General features: G+C 56.4%; 13 protein-coding genes. 4 read left to right on the plus strand and 9 right to left on the minus strand.

Annotated features, from left to right (window positions below; genetic code table 11):
- Window positions 1-27: 27 nt before the first annotated feature.
- Window positions 28-825, minus strand: a complete 798-nt coding sequence (locus ACZ1GS_RS10545) for a prepilin peptidase (protein ID WP_472695148.1) — start codon at window positions 823-825, stop codon at window positions 28-30.
- 161 nt (window positions 826-986) lie between these two features.
- Between ACZ1GS_RS10545 and ACZ1GS_RS10550 the strand changes: the two genes are divergently transcribed.
- Window positions 987-2,177, plus strand: coding sequence for an acetyl-CoA C-acyltransferase (locus ACZ1GS_RS10550; protein ID WP_472695149.1), 1,191 nt, complete (start codon window positions 987-989; stop codon window positions 2,175-2,177).
- A 96-nt stretch (window positions 2,178-2,273) separates the two neighbouring features.
- Here ACZ1GS_RS10550 and ACZ1GS_RS10555 read toward each other — a convergent pair whose 3' ends face one another.
- Both ACZ1GS_RS10555 and ACZ1GS_RS10560 read right to left on the minus strand, forming a co-directional pair.
- On the minus strand, window positions 2,274-2,966 hold the full coding sequence (locus ACZ1GS_RS10555) for a PEPxxWA-CTERM sorting domain-containing protein (protein ID WP_472695150.1): 693 nt from the start codon (window positions 2,964-2,966) through the stop codon (window positions 2,274-2,276).
- Window positions 2,967-3,318: 352 nt separating this feature from the next.
- Entirely contained in the window at window positions 3,319-3,777 is a 459-nt protein-coding gene (locus ACZ1GS_RS10560; protein ID WP_472695151.1) for an SH3 domain-containing protein, read from the minus strand.
- 148 nt (window positions 3,778-3,925) lie between these two features.
- On the opposite strand from ACZ1GS_RS10560, the gene ACZ1GS_RS10565 reads away from it, so the two are divergent.
- Window positions 3,926-4,924 (plus strand): 2-hydroxyacid dehydrogenase, encoded by a 999-nt coding sequence (locus ACZ1GS_RS10565; protein WP_472695152.1) that lies wholly within the window; start codon window positions 3,926-3,928, stop codon window positions 4,922-4,924.
- A 167-nt stretch (window positions 4,925-5,091) separates the two neighbouring features.
- Window positions 5,092-6,357 (plus strand): ammonium transporter, encoded by a 1,266-nt coding sequence (locus ACZ1GS_RS10570; RefSeq protein ID WP_472698121.1) that lies wholly within the window; start codon window positions 5,092-5,094, stop codon window positions 6,355-6,357.
- A 49-nt stretch (window positions 6,358-6,406) separates the two neighbouring features.
- On the opposite strand, the gene ACZ1GS_RS10575 is transcribed toward ACZ1GS_RS10570, so the two are convergent.
- A complete protein-coding gene (locus ACZ1GS_RS10575) occupies window positions 6,407-7,567 on the minus strand; it encodes a PAS domain-containing protein (protein ID WP_472695153.1) in 1,161 nt (386 codons plus the stop codon).
- 296 nt (window positions 7,568-7,863) lie between these two features.
- On the opposite strand from ACZ1GS_RS10575, the gene ACZ1GS_RS10580 reads away from it, so the two are divergent.
- Window positions 7,864-8,274 (plus strand): hypothetical protein, encoded by a 411-nt coding sequence (locus ACZ1GS_RS10580; RefSeq protein ID WP_472695154.1) that lies wholly within the window; start codon window positions 7,864-7,866, stop codon window positions 8,272-8,274.
- Here the strand turns inward: ACZ1GS_RS10580 and ACZ1GS_RS10585 are convergent.
- From ACZ1GS_RS10585 to ACZ1GS_RS10605, 5 genes are all read right to left on the minus strand, one after another.
- Window positions 8,267-8,590 (minus strand): hypothetical protein, encoded by a 324-nt coding sequence (locus tag ACZ1GS_RS10585; RefSeq protein WP_472695155.1) that lies wholly within the window; start codon window positions 8,588-8,590, stop codon window positions 8,267-8,269. The genes ACZ1GS_RS10580 and ACZ1GS_RS10585 overlap by 8 nt on opposite strands.
- 80 nt (window positions 8,591-8,670) lie before the next feature.
- Entirely contained in the window at window positions 8,671-9,126 is a 456-nt protein-coding gene (locus tag ACZ1GS_RS10590; RefSeq protein WP_472695156.1) for a GNAT family N-acetyltransferase, read from the minus strand.
- A 94-nt stretch (window positions 9,127-9,220) separates the two neighbouring features.
- Window positions 9,221-9,550, minus strand: coding sequence for a PilZ domain-containing protein (locus tag ACZ1GS_RS10595; protein WP_472695157.1), 330 nt, complete (start codon window positions 9,548-9,550; stop codon window positions 9,221-9,223).
- 71 nt (window positions 9,551-9,621) lie between these two features.
- Window positions 9,622-11,025, minus strand: a complete 1,404-nt coding sequence (locus ACZ1GS_RS10600; RefSeq protein WP_472695158.1) for an NAD(P)H-dependent flavin oxidoreductase — start codon at window positions 11,023-11,025, stop codon at window positions 9,622-9,624.
- Between the two features lie 89 nt (window positions 11,026-11,114).
- A complete protein-coding gene (locus ACZ1GS_RS10605) occupies window positions 11,115-12,254 on the minus strand; it encodes a glycosyltransferase family 4 protein (RefSeq protein WP_472695159.1) in 1,140 nt (379 codons plus the stop codon).
- Between the last annotated feature and the right edge of the window lie 26 nt (window positions 12,255-12,280).

The following is a 12,280-nucleotide window of genomic DNA, read 5'->3' on the forward strand; positions in this document are numbered from 1 at the left end:
GCTCGACCAGATCACATTCATCGCCTTTCATGATCCCAGCAGCAGGACTTCCACCGGGCCCGGCAGATGCGGACTGGCCTGCAAAAGCCAGAGCGGAAAAGCCGCGATGGCGAGAAAACTGCCCAGCGGCAGAGCGGTTGATCGGTCGACTGTCTTGCGCTGGAGCACCATGACAGCCGCCGCAAGCAATCCAACCAGACTTGCCACGAGCAAGACGATTGGCAGGTGCACCCATCCCAGCCAGCATCCAATCGCGCCGAGCAGCTTCGGATCGCCGCCGCCAAGACCATTCCGGTGCCGCCACATCCGATACAGCCAGGCAACCGCGGTCAAGGACGCAAAACCGATAACACCGCCAAGCAATCGGTCCAGAAGCCCCGGATTGGGCACCACAAAGACCGTCAACAGGCCGCAGGCCGCGAGGCCATAAGTCAGGCGGTCAGGCAACCACTGATATTTGGCATCAAGGACCGCGAGAGCCAGAAGGAACCAGCCAAAAAGCGCACCGCTTAAGCCCAACAGCCCTGGCGCAACGACCATCGCCGCGACACCGATCAGCGCCGCACCCGTCTCGATAAAAAGATGAACCGGCGATATCGGCGCGGCGCAAGTCCTGCATCGCCCCCGTTGGGTAAGATAGCTCAGAACCGGAACAAGTTCATGGGCACGCAATGTCGTTTCGCAATTGTCGCAGCGCGACCGCCCGGCAACAACCGATTCCCCGGCTGGCCAACGCACCACGATCGCGGCGATAAAGCTGCCGGCAATCAGACCCAAAATGGCGCCACCAAGAATGAACAGGATATCGGGCGTAAATTGCGTCAACAAAGCGGCTCCAGCAAATCGGGAATGATGATCTGACACGCGCCGACCAATGTTTCAATTGGAGATCGCGCGCGGGAATTGAAAAGTCGGAGCAAGCCGCCTATGTCCCGTGCAACTGTGTTGCCGCTTGCAAGAGCGCAATTTCTTTGAAGGAACAATTCATGACACAATCCGACCCGATCGTCATTCTCTCCTACGCGCGGACCCCAATGGGTGGAATGCAAGGCGCGCTCAGCGACGTCAGCGCCCCTGATCTCGGCGCGGTTGCGGTCAAGGCCGCCGTGGAACGGGCTGGTGTGGCGGGCGGTGATGTCGAACGCATCTACATGGGCAATGTCCTGTCCGCCGGCCAAGGCCAGGCTCCGGCCCGGCAGGCCGCGATACTCGGCGGGCTTCCGGAGTCCGTCGAAGCAACCACCGTCAACAAGATGTGCGGCTCTGGCATGCAAACTGCGATCATGGGCGCCGAAGCCCTGGCGGCCGGTTCGGTCGATATCATTGTTACCGGCGGCATGGAAAGCATGACCAATGCGCCCTATCTTCTTCCGAAGATGCGCGGTGGCGCGCGGCTGGGGCATGCAGAAGTCAAGGATCACATGTTCCTCGACGGCCTCGAAGATGCTTATGACAAGGGCCGCGCCATGGGCAGCTTTGCAGAAGAAACCGCCGGCGAATATCAGCTGACTCGCGAAGCGCAGGATGAATATGCGATTGAGTCCCTGGCGCGGGCAAAAGCCGCTGTCGAAGGCTCCGCATTTGATGATGAAGTCGTCGCAGTGGAAGTCAAAACCCGCAAAGGCAGCGTCACTGTCGACAAGGATGAGCAGCCGCTCAAGGGCAATCCCGACAAGATTCCGCAATTGCGCGCGGCCTTTGCCAAAGACGGCACGATTACGGCCGCCAATGCATCATCCATTTCTGATGGAGCGGCCGCCATGGTGATGACCCGCGCCAGCGTGGCAGAAGCAAAGGGATTAAAGCCCGTCGCACGGATCGTCGGACATGCCGCCCATGCCCACGCGCCGGCCAAATTCACCACCGCGCCGGTATCAGCAATCCAGAAATTGCTCGCCAAAACCGGCTGGGACGTCGCTGATGTTGATCTCTGGGAAGTCAATGAAGCCTTTGCCTGCGTCGCCATGTTCGCGATGCAGGACATCGGCATCGGACGGGACAAGCTGAACGTCAATGGCGGCGCGACGGCGCTGGGTCATCCAATCGGAGCCAGCGGCGCGCGGATCATGGTTACGCTGGTTGCGGCCCTGCGCCAGCGGGGATTGAAAAAGGGCGTTGCAGCCCTGTGCATTGGCGGCGGAGAAGCGACGGCCGTAGCGGTTGAGTTGATCGACTAACGCCGCGCAATATCGCGCGAAAAAGCCACAAAAAGGGGGACGGAAAGCTCAGCTGACCGTCCCCTTTTTTATCGAAAGCCGATGTCGATCGACAGCTTATGCAAACTGCATCGCAGTCTTGGCTTTTTTGCGCCGCAAGGAGCTGCCGATTGCGCCGAAGCCGATGATCATCATCGCCCAGGTGGTCGGCTCGGGAACGGCTGAGAGATTGAAATTCAAATCCCAGTGATTGGGCCGCTCACCGCCCTCGCCTTCAACCAAAAGCCACGCAGATCCGCCAAAGGCGCCGTTTTTCGCATTGGCGCCTTCGCCATATTGAAAAGCCGTGTCCTGAGCGAACGGATCGGCCCGCAGGCTATAAGTATAGGCGTCGAGCATGATCGTGCCGGTTCCGGTCGTAAAAAAGTCGACATCCGCAAGATCGGCAACCTCATCATAGACATTACCGCCCTGCTTCTTGTACGAAAAACCGGATCCCAGCGTGGTTTCCAGAAACCCGCCAAAGCTGAGATCGATATCCGCCACAACATTGTCTGGATTGATCGCCGTGCCTTTCAGCGTGGCGGTGCCGGTTACGGTGTCGACCGTAAAAAGCGTGCCGAGTTGAAAAGCATAGAACCGATTGGCGCCCTGGTCGGTATTGTTGGTCCACAAACCATGTTTGCCGGCCCCGGTCGTATAGTTTGTGACGTCAAAAACCAGTGTTTCGGCCGACGCCGATTGCACGGGCAACGCAAGCGTCGCGAACGAAATGGCCGAAACGGCCAAAGCTTTACTCAAAAAATTCATACTACCCCCTTTGACAACGCTACAGCGCCATCAGTTTCAACAATCACCTTCTCCATCCCAGTGGGAGGAAGCGATATCTGTTCCTATTCAGCCAAAGACATGTGCCCCGGCTCGCATGTTCGGGCATTCATCCCGAACAACGACCCGAGACTTGTTTAAAGGAGAAAGGCCGTCGCGCCTATCAACCAATCCCGTTGGAACGAAAAGTTTACAAAACCCAGCAAGTCTTGGGCTCAAAACTGGGCGTTCCGCGCGGATTCCGGAAGGGCTGTGCCAATGCGGGACAGATTCTGTTAACCATATTTTTCACCGGTAACGCCGGGGCTTTCTCGGGCGTTCTGGAGCCTTCCGGCTATTTCAGGGCCTCGTCACCCCAGATATCATCCATCTGCACATAGCCGCGTCGACCGGTCACATCAAACAGGCACCAGCCCTGCTCACACTGGCTAATCTTGCCGACGACACCGGGCTCCACCCGCCAGACAATTTTCGCATTTGCATCCGGATTGGCGCGCAGCGCGCGCACGGTATCTTTCGGCCCGACAATGACGGCGGTCCGCGAAGCGCTGAGCAACCGCGCATGCATCCAGCCTTGCGTGCCATCGGGATCTTCGACCTTTCGCCAGGCCTTGTAGCGCGCCAATATTTTGATCGGCAGCCGTTCCCGCTGGTAGATCCACATCGTCGGATATTCGGTGCTCGGACCGGTGCGCATCCGCGCCTCTGGTTCGTCAATTGACGCCCAATAAGGCGGCTCCTGCTGCGCAAGCGCTGGCGACGCAGCGACCGTCGCGCCAATCAGCGCTAGCATCTTTATTTTCTGCCAATTTTTCAACTGTGGAGTGCGCATGGTTTCCCGACTTCATCCTGTGATGATCGATAGCCTTAAACTGAAAGCGAGAGCGGCATCAAGCGTCACCTGCTTGACCTGATGTAAATTTCAGGCATAGCCAATTCTCATGGCTGAAACTTCCCGACCAACAAAACCCCGTGTCATCGTCACCCGTGAACTGGCTGATGCGATTCATGACCGGATGGGGGAGCTATTTGATGTGGTTCCCAATCTGACGGATCGCGCTTTTAGCCGCGGCGATCTGATCGCAGCGATGGCGGATTGTGATGTACTGGTGCCGACGGTCACCGATCAGATTGATGCGGAAATGATTGCAAATGCACCCGAGCGTCTGCGCCTGATTGCCAGTTTTGGTGCCGGAGTCGACCATATTGACCTCGCCGCGGCGCGCGCCAAGAAAGTCATGGTCACCAATACGCCTGGCGTCTTTACAGAAGACACGGCTGACATGACCATGGCCTTGATCCTGTCGGTTCCACGCCGGTTGGCGGAAGGTGAAAAACTGATGCGTTCAGGCGAATGGGAAGGTTGGAAACCCTCCGGCATGCTTGGCCATTGTATTGGCGGCAAACGGCTTGGCATTATTGGCATGGGCAGAATCGGACAAGCCGTTGCCCGTCGCGCATCCGGGTTCGGCCTATCCATCCTCTATCACAACCGCCGCCAGCTGCCGCCAGCGGTCGAAGAGTCGCTGAACGCGACCTATGCTGATAGTCTAGACAGCCTGATCCAGTCCTGCGATATCATAACGATCCACTGCCCCCACACGCCGGAAACCAACCAGTTGATCAACGCCGAACGGATCGCGATGATGGGCCCGTCAACCTATGTCATCAACACGGCACGCGGCGAGCTGATTGACGAAAATGCACTGATTGAAGCGCTCCAGGACGAGAAAATCGGCGGCGCGGGCCTTGATGTCTACATGCGCGAACCAACGGTTGATGCGCGCCTGCCCAGTTTGAAAAATGTCGTGCTCCTGCCCCATATGGGCAGCGCCACCTTTGAAGGCCGCGAAGCGTCCGGAGAGCGGGTCATCGCCAATATTCGCGTGTGGGCAGACGGACACCGCCCTCCCGACCAGGTGCTCGAAGGATGGGCCTGATCAAAGGCCGCGACTTTCATCCGCTTCACCAGTTGAGTCCGTTGCTGCTCTCGACTACACCGGCCTCGAAAAATGATTCTGCGCGGGCGAATGAACACAAGAAAATAACGTTGCCGGGGGTTTTGATGAAATATCTGCGTAGAGTTTGGGCTTTCATCATCGTGACCATGGCATTTTCTGCGCCGCTGGCTGCGCAGGATGTTGTTGTCGTCGACACCGGCGATAGCGGTGACACCGCGTGGATTTTGACCTCGACCGCCCTCGTGCTGCTGATGACCCTGCCCGGCCTTGCCCTATTCTATGGCGGCCTCGTGAGATCCAAGAATTTTCTTTCGGTGCTGATCCAGTGCTTGGCGGTCGCCGGCGTGGCTTCCGTGCTGTGGGTTGTCGTGGGCTACACGCTGGCATTTGGACAGGTCACGAACGGATTTCTCGGCAACGGGATTAACTGGATGCTTGGCGGTCTCGCCAATGTGCGTGAAGGAACAACCGTTCCCGAATCCGCCTTCGCGATGTTCCAGATGACCTTTGCCGTCATCACGCCAGCGCTGATGATCGGCGCCTGGGTGGAACGCGCCCGATTTGGCTGGGTTATCGCCTTTTGCTCGCTCTGGTTGCTGGTGGTCTATGCCCCGGTCACCCATTGGGTTTGGGGCGGCGGATGGCTGTCTGGCCTGGGCGTTCTGGATTTTGCCGGCGGCATCGTCGTCCATACGACCGCTGGCGTATCGGCGCTTGTTGTCGCGATCATGCTGGGGAAACGTCTGGGCTGGCCCAAGACATTGATGTTGCCGCATAGTCCTGCCTTGACCGTCACTGGCGCAGGATTGCTTTGGGTCGGCTGGTTCGGCTTTAACGGAGGCTCTGCCCTGACCGCGACTGACGATGCGGCACAAGCCATAATCAATACCCATGTTGCCGCGTCCGTCGCCGCGCTCATGTGGATATTGATCGAGCGCATCAAGGTTGGCAAATCCACCGCCGTCGGCGTTGCAACCGGCGCAATTGCGGGATTGGCAACCATCACGCCAGCAGCTGGCTTCGTCGGAACCGGGGCCTCGATCATTATCGGCGCATCTGCCGGCCTGGTTTGCTTCTTTGCCGTTGGTCTCGTCAAAAACGGGTTCAAGATTGACGACAGCCTTGATGTTTTCGCGGTTCACGGTGTTGGCGGCATGCTTGGTTCGCTAATGCTCGCGCTGTTCATCAGCGAGAGCTTCGGTGGTACGGGATATGGCGATGATATGGCCTTTGGCAGCCAGTTCGTCGCACAGCTCATCGGCGTGGGTGCGGTGGCGATATGGTCGGCTGTTGCCACAGCGATACTGGGCTTCGGGGTCAGCTTCATTCTGCCGATGCGGGTCAATGAGGATGATGAACGCGACGGACTGGACATTGCAAGTCACGGCGAACGCGCCTGGGATCTGGACTAAGCGATTCTGGCTGGTTGACGATCAAGCGTCGCGCCAGATCGTCTTCGGGTCAGGAAAAGGATCCATACCAGAATCGTTGGGATGAACCGTTCTCCGTTCGATCCATCGGAATCGCCAGCGCCCGCTTTTTGATCGTCGCACCGGTCAACGCGTCCTGCAACATGACGTCGACGTCGAGCAATTCCCCGGTCTTGATACAGAAGCTCCATTGATCATCAAATCGCGCTTTCGCTTCGGCTGCTACAATATCCTCGAAATGCATACCCAGCGCGGCGCTTAATCCCGAATGATCCTGCCAGGCCTGATTGACTTCGATCAGCTTGCCGCTGCTATCAGCAACCCAGGTGATGACCGGCAAGCTGTCTATTCGGTTGCGCCCATGCACGACCAGCGCTTCCATTTTTTCTTTGAGCAGCACCGCCTCGGTAAGGTCGACGCTCAACGCCGCAATCCCGGTTGTGCCATCGGGGAGCGGCAGCGGCACTTTGGTGGATCGGAAATGCCGCGTCTCGCCGCCCGCCAATGTCCATCGTTCGTTGACGGTGATCCTTTCACCAGATGAGCGGACCAACTGGTCATTTTCCTCGATCGCCTGGCCTTCCGAATTTTCAACCGACAAATCATTGGCTGTCTTGCCCATTACCGCTTCGTCTTTTTGATGAACCGTGGCCAGAACCGCGTCATTCGCATAGATAAATTGTCCCTCGGCATTCTTGGCATAGACAATCAGATCGGCTGCGCTTTCGAGCGCTTTAAGGATGTTCTGCGCTTCCGACTGCACGGAAATATGAGCGATGAGGTCTTCAACATCCGTGCACGAACCTATCCAGCGCACCACATTATTATTCGCGTCCCGAACCGGCGTACCCCGGACGAGGTGCCATCGATATTCGCCATCTTTTCGGCGAAAGCGGTAGCGGGTGTCATATGGCGCTTTATTGGCCCAGCTCTCCAGCCAGGTGGCGGCGGCCATTTCGCGATCATCAGGATGCAGCGCACCAAGCCAGCCATCGCCGAGCATCTCATCAGCGGCCATGCCGGTGTAGCGTTGGAATTGAACATTGGAATAGATATTGGCGCCATTGGCGTCGCTGACGAAAACCAGCGCTGGAATGGATTCCGCCAAAGTCCGGAACTCAACGTCGCCATGCCACGGATTGGCACTTTGTTTGCTGCGTTCGTTGTGCTTATTGGTGTCAGGTTTTCGCACGCATCATGCTCCTTAGCGGGATCACCATATCAACAACCAATGTGATGAACGCAGTGTATACAACAAATCCGTCACAATTCAAAATCCTGATATGTATTTACATGTAACAGCTAATTATAACTGAGCTTTTTTCAAAATTCGTAAGTTTTCCGCCAAAAAATCATGGCAATTTTATACTATTCATTGCCTCCTGATCGCTTATAATTGTAGCTAATCGGTTGATTTTGTGTACCGACGAACGCGCGTTCGTCGTGAACGGGGAAGAATCAATTGGATTGGAAAGCGGGCAGACGCACATGAGTAACGACATGGTCGAGGACGCCGGATCGCGCATCAACGGGGCGGGTTCAAGACCAACGACAACATTGGCTGCATTGGCGACGCAGATACTGCGGGAACGCAAAGCGCGTCACGATTTCCTCAGCAAAAGCATTTTCGGTGAGCCTGGTTGGCAGATCATGCTGCAACTGATCCAGAACGGCAATCTCAAACAGCCGCTAACCGCCCTGTCCGTGGCAGACGATGTTCCGGCACCAACCGGTTTGCGCTGGATCAGCTATCTTGAAAATGAAGGCCTGATCGAGATTCAGGGCGCGACGAATCAAACTCCCGGGAAATATGTTATTCTCAGTTCAAAAGGACTGGAGTCCATGACCGCCTATTTGAAACAAACGGCCACGACGCGAAACCTCGAGTTGGTTACATAAGCCCTTCGGTTGTCACCGATCGACCGAACCAGCCAAACGCATGCCCAGCGCTATAGAGCAACAAAGGCAATCCGATCAGGTCCACAATGGCGATGGATCTTAAGGTCTTTGGTTGATCATGCATCCAGTAGAGACTGAGAAAACTGATCATAGAGATAGCCGTCACAACCAGAACCAGTTTCCGCACGGAGGGATCGAAAGTCGCCCAGATGCAAGCGACAAAGACGCCGCAAAAAAGTGCGCTGCGATGCTGCAGCAGCACGAACTGCGGGTCTTCCGGCGCAATCGCATAGAGGCGGGATACCAAATCTGGCAAGAACAGAGCCGCGCTTGGCACCAGATGAACAAGCGCCAAACCGATCCAACTCAGCTTTGGCAGCATATCATGCATCACAGTTACAATTGCAGGTGGAGAAACTGGTTGAACGCGGTTGCCTTATAGTCGCCAAAAGCGGGACCATCGACAAATCCGTGATTGCGATAAAGACGCAGCGCCGGTTCAAACTCAACTCCTGATCCTGTCTCAAGGCTGACAGAGCGATATCCGCGCTGTTTCGCTACCGCAATTACGTGATTGAGAATTGACAAGGCCACGCCTTTGCGCAGGTGCGCAGGATCGGTCCGCATGGATTTGATTTCACCATGCCGGGCATCAAGCTCCTTCAGCGCCCCCACTCCCATAAGCGTATCGCCAGTCCAAGCTGTCCAGACGGTTACATCGTCCGAACGCAAGCCCGAAAGATCTAGCGCGTGCACGCTGCCTCCGGGGGAGTTCTGATGCATGGCAGACAGATGTAAAGCGAGCAGTTTCCGTACCTTTTCACTGCTCAGATCATCCACAATAATGTCCATGCGCTCCGCCCCTTTTCCGATCGAACGGAACCATAGAATGGCGGATGTGCTTTGGACAGACCGCAGTGCAAGACTATGATGGTGCTTTCAGGATTCAGCCCGCGAGTGTGAGCGCCCGCAACAGGTCGCTGTCCAGCGCCTGGGCAAAGCGACAGCCGACTTGCCTGGCCTTTTGCCAGATTAGCGTTGCGACAACGGGCTCGTGTTCGGCGAGCGTAATCTTGATTTGCTCGCCTTCCTTGAACAGCGCATCGGCTTCGAAACGGCAGCCATAGATGGAGATATCAAGCAATTTGGCATCGACGGAAGCCGCTCCTCGTCGCTTCAGCGCAGCGCCAGTAATCCGCACGGCGTGGCGCGCTTGCGAACGGCGGTTCAATGCCGCTGGTGCAACCTTGCGATAGCGTGTGGATTTCAGTGCCATTGTCGGTTCTCCGTCCCGATTTGGCACTAGCAGAAAAAGGGTACCGAGAAGTTAACGGCTCTCGAAAAGCCTTAGTCTCCGGCCAAAATCCGATCGACAAGCTGTTCTACGGTTGGGACGAAGCCATTGGAATAAAACGGATCCTTACCAAAGTTATAAGCGCCGTGACCAGCGAACATCAGATGCTCCTCAATCGGCGAGCCATGAACAATTTCCTGCAGGCTCTTCTGAATGCAGAAACTGCGCGGATCCGCGAGCCGCCCGGTGCTGAAATTGTCATGGTCTTTCCACGCCGAGAAACCGCAGTGGGACAGACAGCCCATGCAATCCGCCTGATCCTTGCGGATCATTTTGGCTTCGTCCGGCGTTGTAAAGACAATCGTGTTGTCTGGCGTTTTCAGCGCCATGGTAAAACCGAGACCATCCCATTCTCGAGCGCGTAGCAGGTCGTTGCGGGTTACCCAGAAATTCTTGCCTTTCACGCCGACATCGAGCTGGTGGGTATGTTCCCCTGCCTTTTCGGTGGAATAGGGAATCTGTCGTTCCGACCGCGATTCAAGGCTGCGCAGAAATTCGTTCCGCACCGCCGAGCTGTAAAAGCCTGTCGGCGAAAACTTGTGCAGCAGCACATCGCCTTCCTTGATCTTAGTCAGTTCATTCTTCCAACTGTCCGGGATCGGGCTTTCTTTGGTCAGCAAGGGCCGGGTGCCGAATTGAAACGCGATCTGGCCGAGCTCGTCATTATCGATCCAGTCATTCCAGTCTTTTAGCGCCCAAACACCGCCGGCCATGATGATCGGCACGCTGTCCGCAATCCCCTCACCGCGCATGGTTTCGCGCAAGGCCTTTACACGGGGATAAGGATCCTCCGGTTTGCGGGGATCTTCCGCATTGCTCAGTCCGTTATGCCCGCCAGCCAACCAGGGATCTTCATAGACCACAGCAGCCATCAGGTCCGAGACCTTGTGATAGGCCCGCTTCCACAGCGCGCGAAACGCGCGGGCGGAACTGATGATCGGCAGGTAGTTGACACCATATTGCTGGGCAATTTCCGACAATTTATAGGGCATGCCCGCACCACAGGTCACGCCGGCTACCATGCCTTTGGTTTTTTCCAATACGCCGTGCAGCACTTCTTGCGCACCGCCCATTTCCCACAGCACGTTGATGTTCACCGCGCCTTTGCCATTCGAAATCTCAAACGCTTTCGTGACCTGCGCGACGGCGCCATCAATGGCATATTTGACCAGTTCTTCATGGCGCGCGCCACGGGTCTTACCATGGTAGATTTGCGGGATCACATTCCCGTCTTCATCGTAGCTGTCGGCGTTGACAGCCGACACCGTGCCAATGCCACCAGCCGCGGCCCAAGCCCCTGAGCTCGCATGATTGGTCGCGGCAACGCCTTTGCCGCCCTCAATCAATGGCCAGACTTCGCGACCATTATACTGGATTGGTTTGACCCCTTTAAACAATATCGTCTCCTGTGTTCCCCAGTCTTCGTTATAGACAGCGTGTGCAAAAAATGCGCGCTATTTCCGAAAACAAATTAGTCCGCTGAATTCTAGTGCAAATCGGTTCGACCAAGCGCATGTCCGTAAAGCAAGGCATAGCGGCCGAGCATCTTGCTTTCATTATATTCCGCCTGCGCCTTCATCCGATTCTGCTCGCCAATATCTTCCCGCAACTGGGTGTGTTGAACCAATGTTGTCAGCGCGTCGGCAAAGGCCTTTTCGTCATCTGCCGGCTTGATAAAACCGCGATTGGCCTGGCTGACCATCGATTGGATATCGCCCACATCGGTGGCGACAACCGGCGCCCCGGCCGCCATGGCTTCGATCAGTGAAATCGGAAATTGCTCGCTATCAGAGGACAAGGCGAAAATGTCGAACAGTCCGACATAGCGCTCCGGGTTCGGCAGAAATCCAGGCATGAGCAAGCGATCGGCCATCCCACAGCGTTCGGCTTCCTGCAGGATGGCGGCCTTTTCCGGTCCATCACCGGCGATGATCAGCCTGACATTATCCCCGGCCGCCGCACAGGCCCGCACCAGTTTCGGCAAGTTCTTGATCGTGCGCAGCCCGGCCACGGTGCCGACAACAATGTCCTGCTTATGCTTTTTAAACCCGGGAATTGCGCCCCGTTGCGGTTTCTTGGCAAACCGTTTGATATCGATACCATTGGGAATACGCTGGATCTTGCCTTCCGGCTGTTTCCAGACATCCTGTGCGATCTTTTCGAGCCGCTCCGATGGCACGACCAACGCCTGACTCCCACCGAGCGCAAATGTCCGGAAGAGATTGCGCTTCCAGTTCAGTTTCACCCGTTCATCCTCGTTGAAACCATCTTCATGATGAATCAATGGCGGCAAGCCTTCGACACGGGCAAACAGCGTTCGCGCCATGACCCCATCCATCGAACCCCAATTGTAGGACAGGATCAGATCAAACTGGCGAAAATAAGACACCAATTCGCGATACCGGCGAAGCGATGGTTTCCCTGCCAAAGACGGCGCGTCTTTCGGGAAGCTGACCTTCACCGGCTTGTCGAGCGCATCGCGAGCCGAAAGACTATCCGGCTCGGCGGACAGGATGACATGCGAGGCCTTATCGCCGAAATGGTTCATCAGGCGCACCGCTCGCGCCTCTTTGCCGCCAAGGTCGAAGGTGCTGTGAAGATGGAGGATTTTTGAAGTTTTCATCATCTGGTCGATTGCTGCGGGTCGTGAGG

It is taken from the genome of Parasphingorhabdus sp. W113 (assembly GCF_055693205.1).

Bases quoted from the DNA above. Each gene is read 5' to 3' on its own strand.
- ACZ1GS_RS10565 (WP_472695152.1), top strand. From the start codon at position 3,926: ATGGCTGAAACTTCCCGACCAACAAAACCCCGTGTCATCGTCACCCGT.
- ACZ1GS_RS10555 (WP_472695150.1), bottom strand. From the start codon at position 2,966: ATGAATTTTTTGAGTAAAGCTTTGGCCGTTTCGGCCATTTCGTTCGCG.
- ACZ1GS_RS10590 (WP_472695156.1), bottom strand. From the start codon at position 9,126: ATGGACATTATTGTGGATGATCTGAGCAGTGAAAAGGTACGGAAACTG.
- ACZ1GS_RS10580 (WP_472695154.1), top strand. From the start codon at position 7,864: ATGAGTAACGACATGGTCGAGGACGCCGGATCGCGCATCAACGGGGCG.
- ACZ1GS_RS10560 (WP_472695151.1), bottom strand. From the start codon at position 3,777: ATGCTAGCGCTGATTGGCGCGACGGTCGCTGCGTCGCCAGCGCTTGCG.
- ACZ1GS_RS10550 (WP_472695149.1), top strand. From the start codon at position 987: ATGACACAATCCGACCCGATCGTCATTCTCTCCTACGCGCGGACCCCA.
- ACZ1GS_RS10570 (WP_472698121.1), top strand. From the start codon at position 5,092: ATGGCATTTTCTGCGCCGCTGGCTGCGCAGGATGTTGTTGTCGTCGAC.
- ACZ1GS_RS10605 (WP_472695159.1), bottom strand. From the start codon at position 12,254: ATGATGAAAACTTCAAAAATCCTCCATCTTCACAGCACCTTCGACCTT.
- ACZ1GS_RS10595 (WP_472695157.1), bottom strand. From the start codon at position 9,550: ATGGCACTGAAATCCACACGCTATCGCAAGGTTGCACCAGCGGCATTG.